Below are 23523 nucleotides of genomic sequence, written 5' to 3' on the forward strand. Positions count from 1 at the left end.
ACTAACGGGGAATAACAAGCGGTAACAACGGCCCCTCCGTTATCTTTTGTTAATCACGGCAATGATGGGGTCCGTCTCACGATAAGGCAGAAGACAGGATTGCACGCCCGCCTCCGAAGAGGCGAACGGGCTGGCTTCAGGCGAGGGATTTGCTGACTACTTCGTAGACATCAGGGGACAAATCGGGCTGTGAAAGCAGGCGCGAGAGCTCCCCTTTGAGCAGCGCCTGACGGCCGGCATCGTACTTGCTCCAGCGCGTTAAGGGCGTCAGCAGGCGTGAGGCAATCTGCGGATTCAGTTCATTAAGAACAATGATCTGGTCTGTCAGGAAGCGGTACCCAGCCCCGTCCTTGCGGTGGAAATTGACCAGGTTCTGCGCTGCGAAGCTGCCGATCAACGCGCGCACCTTGTTCGGATTGCGCAGGGTGAACGCCGGATGTGCCATCAAGGCCTGCACGCGCTCCAGACCGCCGGGGAGCGTGCTGGTAGCCTGCACTGCAAACCATTGATCCATGACCAGTGGGTAGCCGCTCCAGCGCTCGGCGAATTCGGCCAGCGCCGCCGCCTTCTGCTCTTCGTGGGGCGAGTTGACCAGCGCTGCCAGCGCCGCCTGGCGATCGGTCATGTTATTGGCTTCAACGAATTGCCGAACGCAGACCGATAGCGCCTCGGCCGAACCGCTCTGCATCAGATAGCCGAGCAGCGTATTCTTCAGACTGCGCCGGGCCACCGAGGCGGCATCCGGCGTATAGGCCGTGCGATCATCCAGGCGTCTGAACAACGTCCACATGTCTGCGTTCAGTGTCGTGGCCAGCTCAAGACGCACCCACTCGCGCACATGATGAATGGCATCCACGTCCGCCACCTCGGCCAACTCAACGAGATAGGATTCCGTGGGCAGACGGATGATCTCGGCCACCATCGCCGGATCCAGATTCTCATTGGTCAGCACGCTGCGGTACACATCGAGCAAGCGCAGATCCAGCATCAGCGGCCGGCCAGCCTGATGAATTTCCACCAGACCCTGCAGTACATCCACGGCGAGACTCTGCGCCGCTTCCCAACGGTTAAAGCCGTCCGGATCGTGCTTGGCCAGAAACACCCGGTCATCACGGCTGTAGGGGTACAGCATCTTTACCGGTGCCGAGAAATTGCGCAGCAGTGAGGGCAGCGGCTCGCCGGTCAATCCCTCGAACACGAAGGTTTGCTCCGGCTTGGTGACGGACAGCACCGTCTCGGTGCCGCGCGGCTGCTGCTCGCCGACCAGCTTCAAATTCAACTCATGGCCTTGCTCGTCCAGCAACGCCATGCGCACCGGAATGACGAAAGGCGCCTTCTCCGACTGGCCCGGAGTGGGTGGGCAGCTCTGGCTGAAGCTCAGACTGAAGGTGCCCGCGGCGCTGTCATACGCGCTTCTGACCGCCAGGCGTGGCGTGCCGCCCTGGCTGTACCAGCGTTTAAACTGGGTCAGGTCTACCGTATTGGCCTCTTCCAGCGCCTTGACGAAATCGTCGCAGGTGACCGCCTGGCCATCGTGCCGCTCGAAATACAGATCGGTGCCCTTGCGGAAACCCGCATCGCCAAGCAGCGTATGCAGCATGCGCACCACCTCGGCGCCCTTCTCGTACACCGTCAGCGTGTAGAAGTTGGAAATTTCCATGAACGCGTCCGGGCGTACCGGATGTGCCATCGGGCCGGCGTCCTCGGCAAACTGGTTGGCGCGCAGGAAGGTCACGTCTTCGATGCGCTTGACCGTGGCCGAGTTCATGTCAGCCGAAAACTGCGAATCACGGAACACCGTGAAACCTTCCTTCAGTGACAGTTGAAACCAGTCGCGGCACGTCACCCGATTGCCCGACCAGTTGTGGAAATATTCGTGGGCTACGACGGCTTCCACGCGCTGGAAGGCCATGTCGGTCGCGGTATCGGCATGGGCCAGAACACAGCTGGAGTTGAAGATGTTCAGCCCCTTGTTCTCCATCGCGCCCATATTGAAATCATTCACCGCCACGATCATGAAGATATCAAGATCGTACTCACGGCCATAGGCCTGCTCGTCCCAGCGCATGGAACGCTTGAGACTGTCCATCGCATGGTCACACTGGTCGCGGTTTTCTGCTTCGACGTAGATGCGCAGGTCGATCGTGCGACCGCTCATGGTGGTGAAGCTGTCACGGATCAAACACAGGTCACCTGCCACCAGCGCGAATAGATAGGCGGGCTTGGGGAACGGATCTTCCCAGGTGATCCAGTGGCGATCGGTGTCGTGCTCGCCGGAGGCAACGGGGTTGCCGTTGGACAGCAGTACCGGGAAGCCGTCGCGGTCAGCGATCACCGTAGTGGTGAACCGGCTCATGACATCCGGGCGGTCCAGATAATAGGTAATCTTGCGGAAGCCTTCCGCCTCGCACTGCGTGCAGAACATCTCACCAGACTGGTACAGCCCTTCCAGCGCGGTGTTCTCGCGCGGGTGAATACGCGTGGTAATGGCAAGCTCGAACTGAGCACCTGCGGGTTGCAGCGTCAGGCTATCCGCGCTCAGCTGGTAGTCGGCCTCGGTCAGCGCCTGATCGTCGATCGCAACGGATATCAGCTCAAGTTCCTGTCCATCGAGCACTAGCTGCGGCAGCGTCGTCGGGTTCTTGTCCGCGTTGACGCGCATCGCCAAACGACTGTGAACCAGCGCATGATCGTCAAACAACTCGAAGGTCAGATGGGTTTCATCTATCCAGTAATCGGGCTGCTGATAATCCTTGAGATAGATTGTCTTCGGTTGTTCAGTGCGCATGCGTCTGTCCTCAATGAACCGAGAAGGCCATATTGTAGGCGGTGTATTTACGAATATTGATGACCTCAGTATCAAGCAACAGATACTGGCCCTTGATCCCCAACAGAGTCCCTTCCAGTACCGGCTCCTTGTCCAGATTAGCCGACTTGGGCTTCTCCACGTACTCGAGTACCGGATAGCGGATATCCAGCGCCTGCGCGTCATTCAGCGGCTGAAACGCCTGCAGCCCATAGCGTGAATGCAATGCGTCGATGCCCTCGCGTGCGCCCTCAAGCAGGTTGTCACGCAGCGCCTTGAGATCCATCGGTTCTGGCTCGCCGCGTAGCAGCTTGCGCCAGTTGGTCTTGTCTGCCACCTGTTTACGCAACAGGTCTTCAAGCAACCCTGAGTGCTGCCGGGCCGACACGCGCATGATCGGTAAACCCTGGCTGGCGCCCTGATCAATCCAGCGTGTCGGTAGCTGGGTCGCGCGGGTAATGCCCACCTTGGGGCCGGATGAATTGGCCAGATAGACAATATGATCGGTCATGCAGAATTGCTCGCCCCAGGCAGGATCCCGGCAGGTGCCCAGCTCGTAATGGCAACGCTCGGGACTCATGATGCACAGATCGCACTGCGGCAACTTGATGAAACAGGGGTAGCAATACCCCTGGCTATAGCTTTTTTTGGTTCGACGGGCGCAATGCAGGCAGTGGATATCGCCGAGTGCCTGCAGGCGAATCGACTTACCCAGCAGCTCGTTCAGCGGCACATGTTGCTCGCCGAGGGGCAGTTGGTACTCCACCGTCGCCCCGCTGCGGCCTTGTTCGAGCGCGCCCAATAGCTTCTTGACGGAACCTGAGGCAGACACAATGGACATCAGTGCAGGGTATCCGAGGCGTTGACGAACATCGATTCGGGAACGGTCTTCTGCTCGGTTTTCTGGGATTTGCAGGTCTGCGCCATGTAACCGGTACGCTCTTCCTCGGGCAGGTTCTCCTGCTCCCAGGCAATCATGGCCTGCATGCACAGCTCCTTCTGTTCCAGGGTCAGCTTGCGGCCATCCGGCCACTTACCGATCTCGACTGCGAGCTTCAGGCTGGCGTACACATCGGGTGTAACGGTGCGCAACATTTCAAGGAAGTCGTTCATTTTGCCTCCGCGGGACACACTCTAAAGCCCACGAAACCCGGCGGTTACAGGCAAGGCGACCGGACAACAATGCAACATTTACCGGAGGTAAAAAGCACAGGTGCCGGAGTATCAACGTCGCATGGCCGGACAGGCTGGTTTCGCGGGAACCAATAATTCAAAGGGCACATTGTACCCTCTTCAACGGTAGCGCTGCAGCGCCCCGACTACGGCGCCGACCAGGCACCCGGTAACCAGACCGCCAACATGGGCTGCGTTGGCAATCGCGCCGAAACCCAGCATGCCGATCAAGCCTGAAACGCCCAACGCCAACCACGCTAGCATCAGTACCACCACGCCCCGGGGCAGATCGAAGTGCACACTGGGAGCGATAAGCTGATGCAGCCAGCAATACCCCAGTAGACCGTAGACCACCCCGGACATACCGCCAAACAAGGCATTGCCGCTGGTGAACCACTGGGCAAAGTTCGAGGTCAGCGCGAACAACACGCTCAGCCCGAACAACCACATACCACCCGAGCGGATTTCGATGCGCCGGCCCAATTCCCAGAACCACAACGCGTTGAACGCCAGATGCATAATGCTGAAGTGCAGCAACGCTGGCGTAACCAGACGCCACCATTGGCTCATATCTATTTCGGTCGCCAGATAGCCATCGGCAGCCAGTGGCGTGAAGGTGAAATAGACTATCGCCTCGGGCCGGCTACCGAGTCCGGTCAATAGCGCGACCACACCGGTGAGCAACAGCACGATCAGCGTCACAGGAATCATTCTTGCCCGCGCCCGCCAGCCCGGCGTCTGTTTCGCCCTGGGCTCGCCTTCGACAATGTCGGGCACACCCTGCTGATATAAGGTCTGCACCACCTGACCGTCGCTTTCATCCAGCGTCCAGACCACCTGACGCCCACCCTCTTCGGTGATGCGATGCACCACCCCGCGACTGCGCAGGAAGCGGGCCAGCTTGCTCAGGTCCTCGTCAAGCGGACGATTCATAGCTCGGTACATCTTTACCTCACGATGGTCGGGTGACTCTCATGCCATTTTCGGCACATCGACCCAGACAAATTTATCCCGCTCGAGACGTTCTTCACCGTCCCATCTGTAGGCGACCAGTTTACCGAATTTGACCGCGCTATAGTCGAGACACGCCAGATTCGGCCTGATCGGATGCGGCTTTCCTTGTTGCCAATAATGTCCGACAAACAGGATCGGCTCATCCTCGCCGTACACCAGCAACTCAGCCTTCTGATCTGGCGTCAGGGGTCGCGCGGCAATGTGCTCGGGCAAGGGGTCAGGCTGGAACTGTACGTCACCGTAGGTCTGCGGATTCTCTTCCCAGAACTTGGTGCGGAAGAACTGGCGAGTGAAGCCGTCCTTGCCGGTCATGGTCAGGCCATGCGGCAAAGGCATGCCAGTGCCACGCAACAGCCGATCCTGAACCTGGGCAGCGAAACTGTCCGGCTCCACTGAGGCCTGCAGAAATTCGCGATCCAGACACCCGTCCGGATACTGCGCCTGAAATGTATCAATCAACTCTTGATCCCAACACGCATGGACCATGCGGAACGCGCCCATATCCAGGAACAGCGGTAGACGGAAGAACCAGTCGAGGAAATAGCGCCACTCGTCCGGGTAGGCAGCGAACTCCTCCAGCGTCTCCTGAATTTGCCGCAACTGGCGCTCGGTATGATCGCGGACATACTGCCTGCCGCTGCCGGGCGCAGCGGGCGTGGTCCAGCCCAACGCATTGAATTCGTGATTACCCATGATGCAGCGCGCACTACCTGCCTGAACCATATCGTGGACCAGATGCAGGGATTCACGAATACGCGGCCCACGATCGATGATATCGCCGAGGAACAGCGCCTGCCGGCTTGGATGGCGCCATACACCCTGCTGCAGCGTGTATCCCATTTGTTCCAGCAACTGAGCCAACGTGCGGGCACAACCGTGGATATCCCCGATGATGTCGTAGCCCGAATGCTCGGCCGGTGCATGCATGGTCATCGCTCCGTCAGCCGGCTCGACCAGCCCAGCTTCTCTCGGCAGATGGCATAAAAGTTGTGATCCAGCGGGTGAATCAAGCGCAGCTTCTGCGGCTTCTTGCGGATGTAAATGGTATCCCCCGGCGCACAGGCAATCTGCACCTGGCCGTCACAGCTGACCTGCGGATAGATACCGTTCTGCGAGGAAATGATGATTTTCAACTCGCTGTTACCGTCCACCACGATGGGGCGGCTGGACAGCGTGTGCGGGAACATCGGCACCAACACCACGGCATCCAGCTTGGGATGCATGATCGGGCCGCCAGCGGACAGCGCGTACGCGGTGGAACCGGTTGGCGTGGCAACGATCAGGCCATCGGATTTCTGGCTATAGACAAACTGACCATCGATATACAGCTCGAACTCGATCATTCGCGCCGATTTACCCGGGTGCAATACCACATCATTCAATGCTTCGCTGGTGCCCAGCTGCTCATCGCCACGGCGCACGAAGGCGTCAAGCAGGAAGCGGTTCTCGACCATATAACGCCCGGCCAGCACTTCGCCGATGCGACTTTCCAGCTCATCGGGGGAAATGTCGGTCAGAAAGCCCAGGCCGCCGCGGTTAACCCCGAGTACCGGCACGTTATAGCGGCACAGCGCGCGTGCGGCACCCAGCAAGCTGCCATCACCGCCTACGACAATAACCAGATCGCAGATCTCGCCCATCATTTTGCGGGTACAGACCTGCAGCTGGTGGCCGGGCAACAGGTCCGCCACCGAATCTTCAAGAATCACGGTATGGCCGTTATCGAGCAGAAACCGCTTGAGCCGTTTAAGGGTATCCACGACCCGCCCGCTGCCAAGACGTCCGATCAACCCGATATTGCGGAATTGCTCCATGCCACTCTCTCTATATCAACTTGTAGGATTCGCGGGCGTGGATGACACTGCCCAATAAAGGATTATCCGCAGCCGGCTCCGCGCTGGCAAACGAGACGACTAACGAGACGACTGATGCCCGACCTATTTACTCATCCACAGGTCCGTGACCTTGCCTGGGTCGCCTGTTCTGGATCATTGCTGGAGTCGGGCATATTGCCGATGCGCGACCCGCTGGCCGGATCGGTCTGGCGGCGCGATCCGCAGTCGCTACTCTACAGGCTTAAACAACTCGACGCCGACCCGGTTCCCCTGCAACAGCTGATTCCAGCATCCCGCGATCTGCGGCTGGGCAATTATTACGAACGGCTCTGGCACGCGCTCCTGTCTCTGGCGCCCGATGTAACGATACTGGCACGGAATATCGCCCTGCGGGAACGGGGTCGGACCCTCGGCGAACTGGACCTGCTGATCGAGGATGCGGACGGCGCCATCATCCACCTGGAACTCGCGGTAAAGTTCTATCTCGGCCTGCCGGAGGCACTTACAGCACCAGCCACCGAGCAAACATCGGCGATCGGCTTCAGCGCGCACAGCGCATGGTTGGGGCCTGATCCACGGGATAGCCTGCATGACAAGGTCAGCCGGCTACGCGACCACCAGCTGCGACTGACCGACCAGTTTCATCTCGCTGACACCCCGCTGCCACAGCCCGACCTGTCCGGCGCCTGTATGCAAGGGGTGCTGTTCGCCCCCCATGACAGACCGATGCCCCCCGCCGTTGATAGCCGCCCCGGTGCCCCTGCACACCAGTGGTGTCGACAGTCCGCGCTGGCATCTATGCGAGGCAAGCAATGGCTGCTCATGCCGCACAAGCAGTGGCTGATGCCGCCGCTCGCGGAGCACGGACTGATACGGACAGGGGATCAGATAAAAGAGATGCTCGATACGCAACAGCTGGACCCGACCCGGGCATGGATGCTGGTGCGCTGTGATACGGTCGCGGACTACCGGGCGATGAGCGCCGAACGGCTGATCTGCATGCCCGAGACTTGGCCCAACGCGAAGGAGTCAGTCGATCGACGTGCGGTTCTGCGCCTTGGTTAGCTCACGGCGTAACGACGCGTTGATCTTCTGCTGGTGTGCCAGCTCGTTCTTGATATCGATCATCTCGCCGCGAATCAGGTTGAGGTGATCGGTATGATCCTGGCGCAGCTGATTCAGGTCCGCCAGGCGACGATCCTCTGCCTGTTTCAAACGCTCCTGTAGGGTAAGTACCTGACGGGTGTACAACGCAATCTTTTTCAAATGCTCATCGCGTTCGCGCTGCGCCTGATCTTCGATAGCCTGTTCCGCAGCGACCGGCTCCGGCGCGGGCTCGGTAATCCCGCGGGAGTCATCGTACCAGCCGTCTTCAGCGGCCACGCGCAAGCGCTCGGTCGCTATCGGAGTGAAAGCCTCCTCCTCGACGCCAATAATCCCCAGGGCGTTGCGGCTAACCGCCTCCTTGATCAGTGCCAGATCGGCGCGACCGTTACGCTGGCCGGGTTTCCACATGTTTTCACGGTGTTGTGGCGCCGTGGTAAAACCGAGACAAGCCAATCGGATCGGCCCGCCGCCCATATCAGGACCACGACCGGCCTTCTCGGCCAACTGACGAAGCGGCATGTTCCACAGACGGTTGACGTAACCGTCCATGTCAAAATCCATGGTAAAGAACACCGCTGCGCGCACCTGCAGACGATTATTGATCTGTAAGAAAACGGCTTCGATGGTTTCGTCGGCGAACTCAGGGGTGGCTACCAGGCCATCAAGCAGCGCCTCGAATTCGGTGTAAAGCACTTCCTTGCATACGCCACGCGCCGAAAAAAACATTACCGCTTCTGTCAGTAATGACTTTGGTGCTGTGCTCATCAATAACTCTCCGCCGGGTCCCTTCAGCAAAAATGCATTCCCGTATGCAATTTTCAGATGCAATCCATGTTCTATGGACGCTTCGTCACCTGTGCAACGAAACGTCAAGAGAGCCTAACCCAACTTTGAGCTATGGAGTTACTGAATGCATCGGCCGATCACAGTTTAGAGGACGTGACCGGCAGCTGTATGTGACGGGGTTGGCAGGCGGATACTCAGAGGCTTCCTAGATCGCTGCGGCCAGTCGAGATCCCTGATCGATCGCGCGCTTGGCATCGAGCTCGGCCGCAACGTCTGCACCGCCTATCAGGTGCACCGTCACACCCAGGTTTTTCAGATCCTGCTCGAGCTCACGCAGCGGCTCCTGTCCGGCGCAAACGATGATGTTGTCCACGGGCAACAGTTGCGCCTCGCCTGCTTCACCAATCCGGATATGCAGGCCATCGTCATCAATCTTCAGGTATTCCACGCTATTGAGCATCTTGACCTGCTTGCTCTTGAGCCCGGCACGGTGGATCCAGCCGGTGGTCTTGCCCAGACCCTTACCCACCTTGCTCGACTTGCGTTGCAACAGGAATACCTGGCGGGCGGGTGGCTGAGGTTGCGCGGTGATACCGGCGATACCACCTCGGGCCTCTAGCGCCGGATCGATGCCCCACTCCTTCCAAAACAAGGCAATATCCTGACTGGGCGAGCCGCCCTGATGGGTAATGAACTCGGCCACGTCGAAACCGATACCGCCCGCGCCCATGACCGCCACACGCTCGCCAACCGGCTTGCGCCCGGTAATCACATCCAGATAGCCAAGCACCATGGGATGATCGATTCCCGGGATATCTGGCGTGCGCGGCTTGATGCCGGTCGCCAGAATGACTTCATCAAAGCCACGCAGGTCCTCAGCGGTCACCCGGCGATTGAGCTCGAGCTTGACGCCATGCAGCGCGATCATCTTGCCGTAGTAGCGCAGCGTTTCATAAAACTCTTCCTTGCCCGGAATACGCTTGGCGATATTGAACTGGCCGCCAATCTCGTTTGCCGCATCGAACAGCGTTACCTGGTGGCCGCGCTGGGCGGCGACAGTCGCCGCTGCCAAACCCGCCGGCCCGGCACCAACCACAGCGATCTTCCTGATCTTCGCGGTCGGAATATAATTCAATTCAGTCTCATGGCAGGCACGTGGATTGACCAGGCAGCTGGTCAGCTTGCCGCTAAAGGTGTGATCCAGACAGGCCTGGTTACAGCCGATGCAGGTATTGATCTGGTCAGCGCGGCCTTCCGCCGCCTTGTTGACAAATTCCGGGTCAGCCAGAAATGGCCGCGCCATGGACACCATATCGGCATCGCCGCCGGCCAGAACCTGCTCGGCCACCTCAGGGGTATTGATCCGGTTGGTAGTGATGAGCGGAATGCTGACTTCGCCCTTGAGCCTCGCCGTCACCTTGGTGAAAGCTGCGCGCGGCACCTTGGTCGCAATAGTCGGCACTCGTGCCTCATGCCAGCCGATGCCGGTGTTGATCAGCGTAGCGCCAGCCTGCTCGACCGCCTTCGCCAGCAATACGACTTCGTCCCAGGTGCTGCCATTTTCGATTAGATCCAGCATCGATAAACGGTAAATAATGATGAATTCGCGCCCGACCGCTTCACGTACGCGGCGCACCACTTCCACCGCCAGACGCATGCGGTTCTCGTAGCTGCCGCCCCAGCGGTCGGTGCGCCGATTGACGTGCCTGACCAGGAACTGATTGATGAAGTAGCCTTCCGACCCCATGATTTCGACGCCGTCATAACCAGCGCTCTGGGCCAGTTGCGCGCAATTCACAAAGTCGGCGATCTGTTTTTCGATGCCAGCCTCGTCCAGCTCCCTGGGCGTAAACGGATTGATCGGCGCCTGCACCGCACTGGCCGAGACGCCGTTGGGGTTATAGGCGTAACGCCCCGCATGCAGAATCTGCATGCAGATCTTGCCGCCGGCTTCGTGGACCGCCTGGGTAACCACCTTGTGCTTTTCCGCTTCTTCCGGCGTGGTCAGCTTGGCGGCGCCCTTGCCGACGCTGCCTTCTTCGTTGGGACCAATGCCACCGGTCACAATCAGACCCACACCGCCACGGGCGCGCTCGGCAAAGTACACAGCCATACGCTCGAAGCCCTGCGGACGCTCTTCCAGCCCGGTGTGCATGGAGCCCATCAGGGTCCGATTGCGCAACGTGGTAAAGCCCAGATCCAGAGGGGCCAACAGGTGGGGGTACTCCAAGTGGGCGTGCAGGGCGTGGTCGGTCATGATTGCTCCGTCATCAGGTTTGCCTGGGGTCCATGCCACCAGGTCGAATGACGAGACGATAGGCCGGTGTTCGTCTGCGCTCAATTACCACAAGTGACATATTCATCACCATTTCTTACAATCGGTTTTTCTTTCCACGAGTGCACACATGAAACTGGGCGACCTGGCCGTCGGGCACTTGTACAGCCTGCAGGCGGCATTAATCGAACTGGGTCAGGATCCGCAGCCGCTATTTCAGCGTTACGGCATCACCCCGGAGCTGCTGGCCCAGCCCCAGGCGCGCATCAGCATTCCGCGATTCATGCGACTCGGCCATGCTGCGATCCGGGAAAGCGGTACGCCGGCGATCGGGTTATTGATGGGGCAACAGGTGCAGATCAGCCACTTCGATCTGGCTGGCATGGCTGCGCAATGTGCTCCAGCTCTGGGGGAAGCCTTCGCCACGCTGGTACGCTATGAGCGGCTGACCAGCCAGAACTACCGCGGCCACTCCAGCCTGGCGGCACCGGCCCTGCGGTTCTACTCAATCAGCCCGTACAACGCCTTCAATCTGTTTGTGGTCGACTCCGCGCTGGCCGCCCGGGCGCAACTGGGCCGTCAACTCACCGCCGGGCGCGCCCGGGTGCGCGAGGTGCACATCGAGTTTCCGGCGCCAGCCTATGCCGACGCATATGAAGCCTGTTTTCAGTGTCCAGTGCTGTTCGGGCAGGCCGCCAATCAGTTGCTATGGGACCCTGCCAGCCTGGCCTTGCCCCTTGTGCAGAGCGCACCCGCCACCTTTGCGCATCTCATCCAGTTATGCGATCGCGAACTGGCGCAGCTGGACCGTCACCGGCGCATTCGCGAGAAAGTCGAGGAGATAGTCTCGCCGGAACTGCATCGCAAACTGCCGACGCTGTCCGAGGTGGCAGAGCAACTGGGCCTGCCCACCTGGACTCTGCGCCGACGGCTGCACACCGAAGCCAACACGCGCTTTCAGGATATCGTCAACGAGACGCGGCGCGACCTGGCGATCACCTACATTCGGGATACAGACCTGGCGCTCGGCGAAATAGCCTTTCTGCTGGGGTTTTCATCCCAGGGGGCGTTTCAGCGGGGATTCAGAAAATGGACGGGGCAACCGCCCGGGGCCTTCCGTCGCCAGTACCGACAGACGCTGGCGGCGGAGAATACGGAAGTACGGTTTGGAAAGTCATAGCACGTGCGGAAAATCATTGTATTGCAGGTGTTCATTACAAGAAGAACGCCGAATTTACATCTCTTCGGCGTCTTCTACTTCCTGGTCCCATTCCTGGGCGTGTTGCTCAATCAGCTCTTCATAGTAGTCGTTCATATATTCGCCTCTTTATCTCATTTTTCGCTGTTTTTGTATGCTTCGGACTCCAACTTAATGTCCTTACATTACAGTGAGATGAAGGGGCTTCCGAAAAGTTCAAGCAAGGTTGCAGGCAGGAGCGATTATGCTGCGGTATGCGAAAACGCTCTGCTTTTTCAGGATCCTGTAGCCTAAGCGTCCCAAAAGCGCCACTGATCAAGAATATGAAACTGTCGCTTCGCGCGGGTTTCGTCCTCGATTCCCCCCACGCCGCGCCGGTAGGATTCGCCCGCCGGCCCGAAGGCCGCCTGCAGTTGCGCCTGAAGCTGATCGCGGGTGGATTCCCTGAAGACCACCAGTTCGTCATGTAACTGTCGTTCCTGGTCCTCCCGCATGACGGCTTCTTCTGCCTTCAATAGCGCAAAGTCAGTGATCACAATAGTACCGGCGGCCGTTGCGAAGGCAATACCGCCTGCCACCAGCGCACTTGGACCGGTGGGCGCCGCCACCGCCGCCGCGCTACCACCAATGGTGACGGCGCCCGCCATGCGCGGCGCCAGCCGTGCAGCGAAACCGGCGATCACCTGCCGCGCCGCCTGAACACTGCCCAGGCGCATCAGCCTGGGCAGAATCGCGTGGCGCGCCAGCAGCGCGAATGAGCCAACACCGGCGACAACAGACGCCTGACTACTGATTTGCCAGCGCTGAATATCCCCGGCGCTGGCGCCAAAGGCCCGATCCAGCGCAGCGTTCACATCAATCACCTGTCTGGCGTCGATCTTCGGTTCCGCCAGCTCGACCTGACGGTCGCTATAGCGCTGAACCAGCGCCTGTCGAAGAGCCTGGCCCTGCTCGCCGAGAATGCCATGCAGCTGTCGAGTCAGCGCGCGGTCGAAATCCGCCAGCCGCTGCTCGAATCCGCTCTGCACCAGCAGATGACTCTCGAGCCGTTCGCGTAGCGCGGCGTCCAGGTCGCCACTGATTGCGTAATACAACCGCGTATACGAGCCAGGCATGGAGTAATACCAGTCCATATAACCCGGCACGGCGTCGAGTGCCAACACGAAGGTGTCGTCCAGCCACTGATCCACCCAGGCATTCATTTGCTGCTCAAGGGACGCTTGATGGCTGATACCCAGACGCTGGAGATCGGCATTGAAGGCGTCGAGGGTCTTGCCATCAAGCAGCAATCGCTGATCATCCACCAGTACGGCAAACACCCGGTTGTCAGCCAACTGCTTGCTAAGCAGCCGGTAGCCGACATTCAGCGCCAGCAGTACCGCGCACACCGCCACGGCGGCCATGAACAGCAGAGCGACACGTCGAATGGAACCGTTTTTCATCGCGCCTGCTTTCATGATAGCTCCTGTAGCGATGCACCGCGCCGCTGGCTGAACAACGCATCGACGCCGACCATAAGCCGCACGTAGGCCCAGATGAAGGCGCTACCACTCAACAACAACAGGCTCCAGCCAACCACAGCCAGCCCGCCATTGCGCTCGGTTCCACCCAGCGCATTCTGCAGCGCCCATTGCAGCGTCAGCTCCAGCATCATGTACAGCCGCTCAAGAAAACGCAGAGGGGCGAACTGGCTGGAGGACTGCTGCAGATGCTGCGTCACCGCCGAATCCCAATTCAAGCCCCGCACGTCCGGTTGGCCCAGACTTAGCGTTACAACAAGATACAGGGCAGTCAGCACGCACACCGCCAACGGCACGGTGAACCGTCGAACCAGCGCAGGGCGCGCCTGCGGCAATACGTGCTTCTGCAGCCGCCCACTCAGGCTGCGCAACAGCCAGGCGATCAGCGGCAACCCAAGCGCCAGAACGACCCACAGCGCGACGGCCAGGCTCTGCAGCTTGATCAACATGAACAGACTCAATAGCGCGCCGATAAGCAAATGCCAGGCGATCATCACCGATCCGCCGCGCAGTACTCGATGCCAGGGCGATGCCGCCAGCAGGTACTGATCCAGCCAGACTCTGCGCCGCAGCCGCGCCGCCTCGAAGCTGCCGGTAAACACGAGTGCGGTACAGGCGATCCACAGTGGCAGCATGGCCCAGCCCCGCAAGACACCAGGCAGCAGACTCCATCCCAACAACAGCAGGAAGATGGCTAGATTGAATACAAGCGGTCGCTGCACTGACAGTCCTGTGGTTGACCCGACGACCATGAGTGTACCCCAGGGCCAGTAGATCCTGTCTCGCTGAACGATTCGAGATGACGTCAGTCCCAAAATGAAGCGCACTAGGGTCTGTTGCCGTTTCGGCACGGCCGCGACGGCAACGGACCCTAACGCATCAACATGACGACGCACGCCATGGACCCGAGGCCTCCAATAACAAGGGTGTCCTGATGAACAAGGTTGCGGACTGCACGATTTTCTTCGATGGCAAGCCACTGACCGGCCAGACCGATCAACCTCTGGTCGACTTCCTCGCCGAGCACGGTATTGACCTCCCCCACGTCTGTTATCACCGCGCGCTGGGCGCACTGCAAACCTGCGACGTGTGCTGGGTCGAGGTAGACGGCGAACTGCAGCGAGGCTGCGCGCTGACCAGCAAAGACGGACTCATCGTCAACAGCGAGTCCGAACGTGCAGGCGCGGCGCGGCACGAAGGCATGGACCGGCTACTGGGCAAGCACGAACTGTATTGCACCCTGTGTGAACACAACACCGGTGATTGCACGCTGCACAACACCTTCGCCGACATGAACATGCCGATCCAGCGCTACGAGTTCAAGCGCAAGCCCTACGACAAGGACGAATCCAACCCTTTCTATACCTACGATCCGGACCAGTGCATTCTCTGCGGGCGCTGCGTCGAGGCCTGCCAGAACGTTGAGGTCAACGAAACGCTGAGCATTGACTACAACATGGAGCATCCGCGGGTACTCTGGGACGGCGGCGAGTCCATCGATCATTCCAGCTGCGTCAGCTGCGGCCACTGCGTCACCGTCTGCCCCTGCAATGCGCTGCTGGAGAAATCCATGCAACCGGACGCCGGGCCCTTCACTGCCCTGCCGCAAACGCTCAAGCGACCGCTGATCGATATCGTCAAGAAACTGGAACGCACCATTGGCGCACCACCTATTACCGCTGTTTCCAATATGGACATGTATTGGCGGCAACCGGAAATCAAGCGTACCAAAACCGTCTGCACCTATTGCGGCGTGGGGTGCTCGTTTGAGATGTGGACCCGCGACCGGCATATTCTCAAGGTGCAGCCGGTGGTCGATGCGCCGGCCAACGGCATCTCCACCTGCGTGAAAGGCAAGTTCGCCTGGGATTTCGTCAACAGCGAAAAGCGCCTGACCACACCCTTGATCCGCGAAAACGGCCAGTTCCGTGAAGCCAGCTGGGACGAGGCGCTGGATCTGGTCGCCAGCCGTTTAATGAAGGATCGCGACCGTTACGGCCCGGATGCCATCGGTTTTATCGGATCGAGCAAGGCCAGCAACGAAGAGGCCTACCTGACGCAGAAGATCGCGCGGCTGATCATCGGCACCAACAACGTCGACAACTCCTCACGCTACTGCCAGAACCCGGCGACCAAGGGTCTGTTCCGCACTGTCGGCTACGGCGGCGACGCCGGCTCGATACAGGATATAGAAAGCGCTGAGCTCGTAGTGATCGTGGGCAGCAATCTGGCGGAAAACCATCCGGTGATTGCCTCCAAAGTGAAGGCGGCGAAGAAGCTGCGCGGCCAGAAGCTGATCGTGGTTGACCCGCGCAAGCACGAAATGGCTGAACGCGCCGACATCTTCCTGCGCCCGAAATTGAGCACCGACCTGGTCTGGGCATCGGCCATGTCCCGCTACATGTTCGAGCATGGCTATGCCGATCAGGATTTTCTGGATAACAAGGTCAATCAGGTCGAGGAATACCGCCGCTCGCTTGAGCCCTTCACCCTGCAATACGCCGCGCAGATAACCGATATCCCCGAGGAGCAATTGATCGCCGCCGCCGAGATGATTGGCCAGGCAAAATCCGTCTGCCTGTTATGGGCCATGGGCATCACTCAACACAGTCATGGCGCCGACACCAGCACCGCCCTGTCCAACCTGCTGGTGGTGACCGGCAACTATGGTCGACCCGGCACGGGCGGCTACCCGATGCGCGGACATAACAACGTTCAGGGTGCCAGTGATTTTGGCTGTCTGAAGAACATGTATCCCGGATATGAAAAGGTCACCGAGGACAAGGTTCGCAAGAAGTGGGCAAAAGCCTGGGGCGTCGCCCCGGACAAGCTGTCCGCCGAAATAGGTTCCGACAACTTCCTGATGGTCAAGCAGGCTGAAGAGGACAAGATCCGCGCTATGTACATTATCGGCGAGGAAACGGCCTTTTCGGACGCGCACAGCCAGAACGTACACAGCGCCTTTGAGAGCCTGGACTTCATGGTGGTGCAGGACATGTTCCTCAGCCGTACCGCCGAGTTCGCCGACGTGGTGCTACCGGCCTGCCCCAGCGTGGAAAAGGAAGGCTCTTTCGTCAACACCGAGCGGCGTATCCAGCGCTTCTACCAGGTGATGCCGCCGCTGGGCGACAGCCGGCCTGACTGGAAGATCCTGACCGAGCTGGCCAAACGCATGGGCCATGACTGGGGCTACGAACATCCATCGCAGATCATGGATGAAGTCGCCGGCATTGCCGAGATATTCAAGGGCGTCAGCTACAAACGCCTCGAAGGCTGGCAATCCCAGTGCTGGCCGGTCAAGGAAGATGGCAGCGACACACCGCTACTCTATACCGACGGCTTCCATACCGGCGACGGCAAGGCGGTGCTGTATCCGCTGGAATGGAAAGAGCCGGACGAGCAAGCCGATGAGCAGTACGACCTGATGCTGGACAACGGCCGGATGCTCGAGCACTTCCAGGGCACCAACCAGAGCGGCCGTTCCCCAGGCATTGATAATCAGCTGCCGAACTGGTTTGTCGAGGTCAGTCCGGAGTTGGCCAGCCAGCACGGTATTCAGGACGGCAGCTGGGTACGCGTCAGTTCACGGCGCGGCTCCCTAGAAGTGCGCGCAACGGTGACGGACCGGGTTCACGGTAATGTGCTGTTCATGTCGATTCACCAGGGCAAGCCGGGGCTGAATCTGTTGACCGGCGAGCATCACGACCCCGACGTCAATACACCGGCTTACAAGGAAACAGCGGTCAGGCTGGAAGTCATGCCGCGCCCCGCCGGAGAGCCTCCGCTGCCGGACAACAATTTCCGCTATGGACACCGTACGCCCAACGACGGTGTGCCGGTGGAGCTCAAATGGGCCCAGCCGGAATACGTTGCCCCGCCCGCCGAACAATCCAATCCGGAGAAGCTCTGATGGCCGAACGTATCGACTACAACGTCAAACCCACGCCGATCGGCCCCGATGCGCATCAGGAGCTCGAGCGCCTGCTGCAGAGCCTGCATGAACACGGCGTGCTGCGCTTTGCCAATGATGTGGTGTGCTCCAAGACCGATCTGGCGCATGTGCTGGTCGGCGGCCTGGGCAAGGAAGGTACGCTGAACACGATACAGAACCTGTCGATTCTCGGTATGGCGCTCTCGCGCATTCCGCCCGAGCAGTTCTACAAGGTGGTGTTCGGCATGAAAGACGCCGTCGAGGAGCTCAACCGGCATACCAAAACCGACGAACAAGGCGACGCACCCGGCCTCAGCGGCACCTACAAGATGCTCCAGGATGACAAACTCTGGGCATCACTGGCGCCGATTCTCGAAGCACTCAAAGTCTTCGCCGACCGAATGGGCAAAGAGCCCAACAAACCCGTCACGGCATTCACTGGCAAGCAAACGGATAATTGAAGCGACACTAAACCCTGTCGGCGCGTCCGAACGCGGCCCGAGCAGACAAATTCACACCAGCCAGACAGCAAAAAGCCCCTGAATCTTTCGACTCAGAGGCTTCTCTATATATGGCGCAGTGGACGGGACTCGAACCCGCGACCCCCGGCGTGACAGGCCGGTATTCTAACCAACTGAACTACCACTGCGCATCTGTCCTCAAGATCGGTATAACGAGAGAGTTGCCTCTCCATCCGTCTGTCTGAACAGGCGCGCATTGTAAACTTTCCTGTAGGTTCGTCAAGCAGTTAGCAGCGCTTTCGTATAAAAAGTTATCGGCCAGTCAAAGCCTCCGGAAAGACCAAACCCCTTCTCAGCCAAGGGTTTATGGAGGGCCGGGCTCCATCCCGGCCAGCGAACCACCAGATCATCCTGTAGGTCGTAATTATCGCTGCTCTCCATAACTGTGTTTTCGTCTGCTCAACCTTTGGCTGACACGCTCGGCTCAACCTCCCTTTCAGCCACTGGCCTGAGCACAAAACAGGACACCGCCGGCACCACCAGCAAGGTCAGCACCGTGGACGCCAACAAACCGGAAATGATCGCCCAGGCCATCGGTGGCCACAGAGTCGAGGACGAAAAGGCCAGCGGCAGCAGACCGGCAATGGTCGTAGCGGTGGTCAGCAGAATCGGCCGGGTGCGACGCGCCACTGCATCGGCGACGGCCTGACGAACCGGCACGCCTGCCGCAAGCCGTTGATCAACCACATCCAGCAGCACGATCGCGTTGTTCACCACGATCCCGACCAGCGCGATGATCCCCAGCGTCGACTGAAAGCCGAAGGGCGACCCCGACAGCACCAACCCGGGAAACACACCCACAGCAGCCAGCGGCACGGTAAGCAGAATGATGCCCAGACGGCGGAAGGAGTTGAATTGCAACAGCAGGAAGAACAGCAACAACAACAGCCCGATCGGCGCGGTGGTAGCCAGTGCACGATTGGCATCACCGGAGCCTTCACTGTCACCCCCCAGTTCCATACGCACGCCTGCTGGCAGCGGGGTCGATTCCAGCTCACGGTTCAGTTGATCCAACACCTGATTGAAGCTGTAGCCCTGCTCCAGTCCGGCGGTGACGGTATACACCCGCACGCCGTTGCGCTGACGTATGCCCGCCGGTTGCCAGCTGGCAGCAATACTCGCCACGGCTGTCAACGGCACCATCTCGCCGTTCTCGTTAAACACACTGGCCGAGAGTAGCCGTTCGACGGACTGGCGCGTCCCCTCATGGGAGCGCAGCACAATCGGCATCGGATCAAGCTCCTGGCGATACTGCTCAGCTGTCAGGCCCAGGCTGTGAGTGAATAGCGCACGGGCCACATCGCCTCGATCCAGACCGTAACGCTGAGCCAGTGCGTCATCGACATTCACTTCAAGCACCGGGACGCCCAGGTCGATGTCATGCCTAACGTCCACCGCACCCCTGGTGGACTTGATGATACTGAACGCCTGCTCGGCGGCCGCAATGCGCACCTGATCATCGTGGTGATAAAGCCGTATTTCCACGGGCGCTGCGGTCGGCGGCCCCTGCCCCAGCGTGCTGGCGACCACCTCCAGCTCGGGCATGTTGCTGGCAACCCGCTCTCGCACCCAGCGAATCACCCCATCGGTCGCGGCCAGATCCGAGGCATTCACTACCAGCCTGGCGCGATTGGGTGCCTGCGGCGCACGCAGCAGGTTGTAGTAGAAGCTGGGGCCGGCTGAGCCGACAAACCGGTGCACGCTCTGCACATGCGGACGCTGCCGCAATTGTCGCTCCAGATCCGCAGCGACCGACTCGGTCTGCTGCTGATCGGTGCCCTCTGGCATGTAGAGTTCGACTACCACCTGTGGACGGTCGGCCTTCGGAAAGAACTGCACTTGCATGAATGGCGTCAGCGCCAGACTGGCAATGACCATCAGCGCACCCAAGCCGATGATCCAGAGTGGATAGCGCGTGCTCAACCAGGCCAGGTGGCCACCCAGCCGTTCCATTATTACGCTGCCATGACCTGTGGTCGGTTTCAGAAACCGGCCAGCGAGCATGGGCGCAACGCTGATCGCCAGCAAATAGCTGACCGTCAACGTGAGCATGATCATGATCGGGATACCCCGCGTAAAATCCGCCGTGGCACCCTTGGATAGCAACAGCGGGGTAAAGGCCGCCAGCGTCGTAGCGGTCGAAGCGCCAAGCGGGCCCGCCAACTCACGCACGCTATTGACGACCGACTGCTGACGCGATTCGCCGCGGTTCAGCCGGTCCTGGATGTTCTCCACCATCACGATCGCGTTGTCGATGAGGATGCCCAGCGAAATCACCATGGCAATGACCGCGATCTGGTGCAGGATGCCGCCGCCCAGGTTGTAGATCCCCAGACTGATCGCCGCCACCAGCGGCAGCATACTGGCCACCAGAAGCCCCATGCGCCAGCCCATGCCGATGAACACCACCAGCACAATAACCAACACACTGCCCAACAGACTCCATTCCAGCCCGTCCAGGCGTTGCCTGACCTGATCAGGCTGAAAGAACATTTCATCGATTTGCAAGGGTGCAAAGTCCGCACGCAGCACCTCGATCCGCTGGCGGATCTGTTCGCCGAAGCGGATGGCATCGACCTGGCCACGCTGGGCAATCAGACTCACCAACACCGCCTGTTCGCCGTCAAACCAGGTTTGCGGCTGCGCCGGTTCGAGCGGGCCACGCCATACATCAGCGATCGCCGCCAGGGGAACGCTGCCACCCTCCGGCAAGGGGATCTGTGTAGCAGTCAGTGACTCGATACTGGTGAATTCACTGTTCGGCAACACCCCGAGCCGCTTGCCGGCAGACACGACAAACCCACCCGGAATCACCTGGTTGCGCCCGGCCAGCAACGCGGCGAGAAAGCCATGGGATATGCCCAGCCGCTGCATTTCTGAATCGCGCAGGGCGATGGTGATCTGCTCGTCCGCCTCGCCATCAAGCTCGATACGCGACAGCCCCGGTACGTCTGCCAGCGCCCGCTTGAGCTGTTCAGCCTGCTGACTCAGATGCACCAGCGACGCGTCGCCCCTCACCGCGAGCACCACTGCCGGAATATCGATCAGGCGATCGTCCAGCGACATCTGCTGCACGCCTTCTGGAAACTCCAGGCGCGCGCGTTCCATGGCCTGACGCACCCGGTCCCAGGCCGAGTCGGTGTCATAGATCGCATCAGCCAGGTTAATGGATACCAGCGCGACCCCGGTGCGCACCGTCGCAGTGAAATAATTCACTTCCTCGACCTGCGACAGCTCATCCGACAAGGGCTCGAGCACCAGACGCTCGACGGATTCAGCCATGGCGCCGGGATACATCACCGTAATCAGGCCAGCCCGATACGGAAAACTCGGATCCTCCTGGCGCGCCATGGTCAGGTAGGACGCGATGCCAAGCAGACACAGCATGACCACCACCAGCCCTATCAGCCTTGGGCGGGCCAGCATGCCGAAGTTCATGGCAGTAACTCCACCCGGTCGTTGTCCGCCAGCCGCGTCAGTCCAGCGTAGACCACGTGATCGCCCACCGTCAGCGTGTCGCTGCCCAGCATCGCCAACTCACCGCGTACCGACTCAACCTCGACCGCGACGCGCGAAGCCTGACCGTCATTCACCCGGAACACCGCCAGGCCGCCAGCCGAGCGCATGATGGCCGCCAACGGCACGGCCAGTGCATCGCCACCTGGACGTTGCAGACCTATTTCAACAGCGTCACCGCTTTGCAGGTCTGCATGCTCGAGGCTGACTATCAACGGATACAGGGCGCTGCCCTGGGAGGCGCTGCGACCGATTTCCAGCACCCGCCCGGTATATTGGGCGCCAGTCAGTCCATTGCGCACCGGCACCGTCTGACCGACCTGCAATCCGCGCAGCAGCGGTGCGGGCACGCGCACTTCGACCTCCAGCCCACCCGCTGCGGCCAGCCTGAATACTGGCTGCCCCGGTGCCACGAACTCGCCGGGTTCCACCAGCACAGCTTCCACCCGTCCGGCAAAAGGCGCACGCAGCTGGCTTTCGTACTGCAGGCGCTCGGTCTGGGATGCCGCAGCGCGCGCACTGCTCACCCCGGCAATCAGCGCGTCAAGGCGCGCCCGTTGTTGCTCGCGTTCGTGGGCAGACACGACGCCCTTGTCGAACAGTCGCTCGGTACGCTGCAGGTCCCGTCGCGCCTGAGCCGCCTGAGCTTCGAGCTCGCGGGTGCGGGCCATGGCGGCGTCCCATGCTGGCTTGAGCTCAGGATTGTAAAGTGTGGCCAGTGCCTGCCCGCTTTCGACGGATTGCCCCAGCTCGACAGCGCGTTCGCTCAGCACCCCACCCACCTGAAAGGTCAGGCTGGCCCGCTGACGAGCGCGAACCGCTCCGGCAAAATGCAGCGGCTCGGTTTCCGTCGGAATGATGACCTCGGCGACACGCACCGGCACCGGCTTGTCCTGCTCGGCCGCCGTGACGCCGACCTCATCGCTACACCCGGCCAGGCTCGAAACGATGTAACCCAGACACAACGTCCATAACCAACGGGACGACGCCTGCGATGAGGTAAACATGATGAGCTCCTTGAAAATGATGTGGCGACTTTTGACATACTGTCACTGATTGACAGTTTGTCAATATACAGAGCACACTCATTCGCGACACGTTCAAAATGCCGTTGAGGAAGAGCCATGGATCTGAATTCGCGTCGAGAAAAAGAGAAGTCCGAACGCAGAGAAAGCATTCTGGATGCAGCGGAGGAAATATTTTTCAGCAAGGGCTACGAGCGCTGCTCGATGGATGAAATCGCGCGCACCGCGCAGCTCAGCCGCGCCCTACTCTATGTGTATTTCAAGGACAAGGCCGCCATGCTGCACGCGATTCTGTTGCGCTCCGCACGCCGGCTGCGTGATCGCTTCGAGTCAGCCCTGGAGGACCAGCAACAGGGCATCGACCAGATCGCCAGTATTGCCCGCGCCTACTACGACTTCAGCCAGCGGGACACGCACTATTTCGATGTTCTGACCCAGTCCAGCACCTTTGTTCACCTGGCGTGCGACACCGAACAGAATCAGGCGCTGCATCAATGCGGCGCCGAAATCATGCAGCTGATGGTGGATGCGCTAGAGGCAGGGCTGGCCGATGGCAGCATCAGTGCGGAACGCGTGACCGACCCATTGCAAACCGCGTATTTCCTGCGCGGGGCTCTGCATGGCGTGATCATGGAAGTGCGGCATGCCGAACGCCGCGCTGTGGAACTGCCCGAGGCCGAGCGCCTGATCGGCTATACCATCGAGATGCTCGGGCATTCCCTGCGCGGCTGATTGATCCGTTGGCACGGACGCCAGCAAAACCTTTACGCAGTATTTACGTACACCGGCGCATCTGTATCTCGTTTGTTTATACCC

17 protein-coding genes and 1 tRNA gene are annotated in these 23523 nt (G+C 60.0%); 5 read left to right on the forward strand and 13 right to left on the reverse strand.

The window, feature by feature from the left end; translation table 11 throughout:
* Window positions 1-136 precede the first annotated feature (136 nt).
* The 6 genes from pepN to FHK95_RS08020 all read right to left on the reverse strand — a co-directional run bounded on the left by pepN (window position 137) and on the right by FHK95_RS08020 (window position 6807).
* Window positions 137-2788, reverse strand: coding sequence for an aminopeptidase N (pepN, locus tag FHK95_RS07995; RefSeq protein ID WP_150304066.1), 2652 nt, complete (start codon window positions 2786-2788; stop codon window positions 137-139).
* A 10-nt stretch (window positions 2789-2798) separates the two neighbouring features.
* Window positions 2799-3647 (reverse strand): DUF2797 domain-containing protein, encoded by an 849-nt coding sequence (locus tag FHK95_RS08000; RefSeq protein WP_150304067.1) that lies wholly within the window; start codon window positions 3645-3647, stop codon window positions 2799-2801.
* The gene (locus FHK95_RS08005; RefSeq protein WP_150304068.1) at window positions 3647-3919 is read right to left on the reverse strand and encodes a YeaC family protein; all 273 of its coding nucleotides are present in this window, start codon (window positions 3917-3919) and stop codon (window positions 3647-3649) included. Before FHK95_RS08005 ends, FHK95_RS08000 begins: the two co-directional genes overlap by 1 nt.
* Before the next feature lie 180 nt (window positions 3920-4099).
* Entirely contained in the window at window positions 4100-4912 is an 813-nt protein-coding gene (locus FHK95_RS08010; protein WP_235906735.1) for a rhomboid family intramembrane serine protease, read from the reverse strand.
* A 39-nt stretch (window positions 4913-4951) separates the two neighbouring features.
* Window positions 4952-5920 (reverse strand): metallophosphoesterase, encoded by a 969-nt coding sequence (locus FHK95_RS08015; RefSeq protein WP_150304070.1) that lies wholly within the window; start codon window positions 5918-5920, stop codon window positions 4952-4954.
* Window positions 5921-5922: 2 nt separating this feature from the next.
* Entirely contained in the window at window positions 5923-6807 is an 885-nt protein-coding gene (locus FHK95_RS08020; RefSeq protein ID WP_150304071.1) for an NAD(+) kinase, read from the reverse strand.
* 114 nt (window positions 6808-6921) lie between these two features.
* On the opposite strand from FHK95_RS08020, the gene FHK95_RS08025 reads away from it, so the two are divergent.
* The gene (locus FHK95_RS08025) at window positions 6922-7893 is read left to right on the forward strand and encodes a DUF1853 family protein (RefSeq protein ID WP_150304072.1); all 972 of its coding nucleotides are present in this window, start codon (window positions 6922-6924) and stop codon (window positions 7891-7893) included.
* Here the strand turns inward: FHK95_RS08025 and FHK95_RS08030 are convergent.
* Both FHK95_RS08030 and FHK95_RS08035 read right to left on the reverse strand, forming a co-directional pair.
* Window positions 7858-8700, reverse strand: coding sequence for a hypothetical protein (locus tag FHK95_RS08030; protein WP_150304073.1), 843 nt, complete (start codon window positions 8698-8700; stop codon window positions 7858-7860). The genes FHK95_RS08025 and FHK95_RS08030 overlap by 36 nt on opposite strands.
* 226 nt (window positions 8701-8926) lie before the next feature.
* Window positions 8927-10978, reverse strand: a complete 2052-nt coding sequence (locus FHK95_RS08035; protein ID WP_408003598.1) for an oxidoreductase — start codon at window positions 10976-10978, stop codon at window positions 8927-8929.
* Window positions 10979-11126: 148 nt separating this feature from the next.
* On the opposite strand from FHK95_RS08035, the gene FHK95_RS08040 reads away from it, so the two are divergent.
* Window positions 11127-12176 carry an AraC family transcriptional regulator gene (locus tag FHK95_RS08040; RefSeq protein WP_150304074.1) on the forward strand — a complete coding sequence of 350 codons (1050 nt, stop codon included), beginning with the start codon at window positions 11127-11129 and terminating at the stop codon, window positions 12174-12176.
* A gap of 308 nt (window positions 12177-12484) precedes the next feature.
* On the opposite strand, the gene FHK95_RS08045 is transcribed toward FHK95_RS08040, so the two are convergent.
* Together FHK95_RS08045 and FHK95_RS08050 are read right to left on the reverse strand one after the other, a co-directional pair.
* Window positions 12485-13651 (reverse strand): hypothetical protein, encoded by a 1167-nt coding sequence (locus FHK95_RS08045; RefSeq protein ID WP_150304075.1) that lies wholly within the window; start codon window positions 13649-13651, stop codon window positions 12485-12487.
* The gene (locus tag FHK95_RS08050) at window positions 13648-14436 is read right to left on the reverse strand and encodes a hypothetical protein (protein WP_150304076.1); all 789 of its coding nucleotides are present in this window, start codon (window positions 14434-14436) and stop codon (window positions 13648-13650) included. Before FHK95_RS08050 ends, FHK95_RS08045 begins: the two co-directional genes overlap by 4 nt.
* 212 nt (window positions 14437-14648) lie before the next feature.
* Here FHK95_RS08050 and fdhF point away from each other — a divergent pair, with 212 nt between their 5' ends.
* Window positions 14649-17624: a formate dehydrogenase subunit alpha gene (fdhF, locus tag FHK95_RS08055; RefSeq protein ID WP_150304077.1), complete on the forward strand. Its 2976-nt coding sequence runs from the start codon at window positions 14649-14651 to the stop codon at window positions 17622-17624.
* Entirely contained in the window at window positions 17624-18106 is a 483-nt protein-coding gene (locus tag FHK95_RS08060; protein ID WP_150304078.1) for a DUF1641 domain-containing protein, read from the forward strand. Before fdhF ends, FHK95_RS08060 begins: the two co-directional genes overlap by 1 nt.
* 111 nt (window positions 18107-18217) lie before the next feature.
* Here the strand turns inward: FHK95_RS08060 and FHK95_RS08065 are convergent.
* The 3 genes from FHK95_RS08065 to FHK95_RS08075 all read right to left on the reverse strand — a co-directional run bounded on the left by FHK95_RS08065 (window position 18218) and on the right by FHK95_RS08075 (window position 22689).
* Window positions 18218-18294: transfer RNA gene (locus tag FHK95_RS08065), tRNA-Asp, on the reverse strand.
* Between the two features lie 271 nt (window positions 18295-18565).
* Entirely contained in the window at window positions 18566-21604 is a 3039-nt protein-coding gene (locus FHK95_RS08070) for an efflux RND transporter permease subunit (protein ID WP_150304079.1), read from the reverse strand.
* Entirely contained in the window at window positions 21601-22689 is a 1089-nt protein-coding gene (locus FHK95_RS08075; RefSeq protein WP_150304080.1) for an efflux RND transporter periplasmic adaptor subunit, read from the reverse strand. Before FHK95_RS08075 ends, FHK95_RS08070 begins: the two co-directional genes overlap by 4 nt.
* 117 nt (window positions 22690-22806) lie before the next feature.
* Here FHK95_RS08075 and FHK95_RS08080 point away from each other — a divergent pair, with 117 nt between their 5' ends.
* Window positions 22807-23439 (forward strand): TetR/AcrR family transcriptional regulator, encoded by a 633-nt coding sequence (locus FHK95_RS08080; RefSeq protein ID WP_150304081.1) that lies wholly within the window; start codon window positions 22807-22809, stop codon window positions 23437-23439.
* Window positions 23440-23523 lie beyond the last annotated feature (84 nt).

It is taken from the genome of Pseudomonas saliphila (genome assembly GCF_008638345.1).
Lineage (GTDB): Bacteria > Pseudomonadota > Gammaproteobacteria > Pseudomonadales > Pseudomonadaceae > Halopseudomonas > Halopseudomonas saliphila.

Bases quoted from the DNA above. Each gene is read 5' to 3' on its own strand.
- pepN (WP_150304066.1), bottom strand. From the start codon at position 2,788: ATGCGCACTGAACAACCGAAGACAATCTATCTCAAGGATTATCAGCAG.
- FHK95_RS08000 (WP_150304067.1), bottom strand. From the start codon at position 3,647: ATGTCCATTGTGTCTGCCTCAGGTTCCGTCAAGAAGCTATTGGGCGCG.
- FHK95_RS08005 (WP_150304068.1), bottom strand. From the start codon at position 3,919: ATGAACGACTTCCTTGAAATGTTGCGCACCGTTACACCCGATGTGTAC.
- FHK95_RS08010 (WP_235906735.1), bottom strand. From the start codon at position 4,912: ATGAATCGTCCGCTTGACGAGGACCTGAGCAAGCTGGCCCGCTTCCTG.
- FHK95_RS08015 (WP_150304070.1), bottom strand. From the start codon at position 5,920: ATGCATGCACCGGCCGAGCATTCGGGCTACGACATCATCGGGGATATC.
- FHK95_RS08020 (WP_150304071.1), bottom strand. From the start codon at position 6,807: ATGGAGCAATTCCGCAATATCGGGTTGATCGGACGTCTTGGCAGCGGG.
- FHK95_RS08025 (WP_150304072.1), top strand. From the start codon at position 6,922: ATGCCCGACCTATTTACTCATCCACAGGTCCGTGACCTTGCCTGGGTC.
- FHK95_RS08030 (WP_150304073.1), bottom strand. From the start codon at position 8,700: ATGAGCACAGCACCAAAGTCATTACTGACAGAAGCGGTAATGTTTTTT.
- FHK95_RS08035 (WP_408003598.1), bottom strand. From the start codon at position 10,978: ATGACCGACCACGCCCTGCACGCCCACTTGGAGTACCCCCACCTGTTG.
- FHK95_RS08040 (WP_150304074.1), top strand. From the start codon at position 11,127: ATGAAACTGGGCGACCTGGCCGTCGGGCACTTGTACAGCCTGCAGGCG.
- FHK95_RS08045 (WP_150304075.1), bottom strand. From the start codon at position 13,651: ATGAAAGCAGGCGCGATGAAAAACGGTTCCATTCGACGTGTCGCTCTG.
- fdhF (WP_150304077.1), top strand. From the start codon at position 14,649: ATGAACAAGGTTGCGGACTGCACGATTTTCTTCGATGGCAAGCCACTG.
- FHK95_RS08060 (WP_150304078.1), top strand. From the start codon at position 17,624: ATGGCCGAACGTATCGACTACAACGTCAAACCCACGCCGATCGGCCCC.
- FHK95_RS08070 (WP_150304079.1), bottom strand. From the start codon at position 21,604: ATGAACTTCGGCATGCTGGCCCGCCCAAGGCTGATAGGGCTGGTGGTG.
- FHK95_RS08075 (WP_150304080.1), bottom strand. From the start codon at position 22,689: ATGTTTACCTCATCGCAGGCGTCGTCCCGTTGGTTATGGACGTTGTGT.
- FHK95_RS08080 (WP_150304081.1), top strand. From the start codon at position 22,807: ATGGATCTGAATTCGCGTCGAGAAAAAGAGAAGTCCGAACGCAGAGAA.